The 280-nt window shown below is 61.8% G+C and carries 1 protein-coding gene; it reads right to left on the bottom strand.

What is annotated here, in order from left to right; translation table 11 throughout:
* Positions 1-280: bifunctional hydroxymethylpyrimidine kinase/phosphomethylpyrimidine kinase (locus EN852_RS40400; protein ID WP_189546693.1), on the bottom strand; the 280-nt coding region annotated here is incomplete at both ends.

Raw genomic sequence — 280 nt, forward strand, 5'->3', positions numbered from 1 at the left:
ACTCGCTTCCCCTCGCAAGATGAGCCGTGATCGCCGCCGCCAGCGTGCAGCCGGTGCCGTGATCGTTCTTCGTCTCTACGCGTGCAGCGGAAAGCGCCTGCATGGTGCCATCTGCAAACAGATAGTCCGTGCTGTCAGGCCCCTCACCATGACCGCCCTTGATTGGCACCGCTTTCGCGCCCGCTTTCAGGATCGCCTCGGCCTGATGATTGATGTCCGTTTTCGTATCCGCTATCGGCGTGCCGGTTAAAAGCGCCGCTTCCGGCAGGTTCGGCGTAAC

This window comes from Mesorhizobium sp. M2E.F.Ca.ET.209.01.1.1 (assembly GCF_004010375.2).
Taxonomy (GTDB): Bacteria; Pseudomonadota; Alphaproteobacteria; order Rhizobiales; family Rhizobiaceae; genus Mesorhizobium.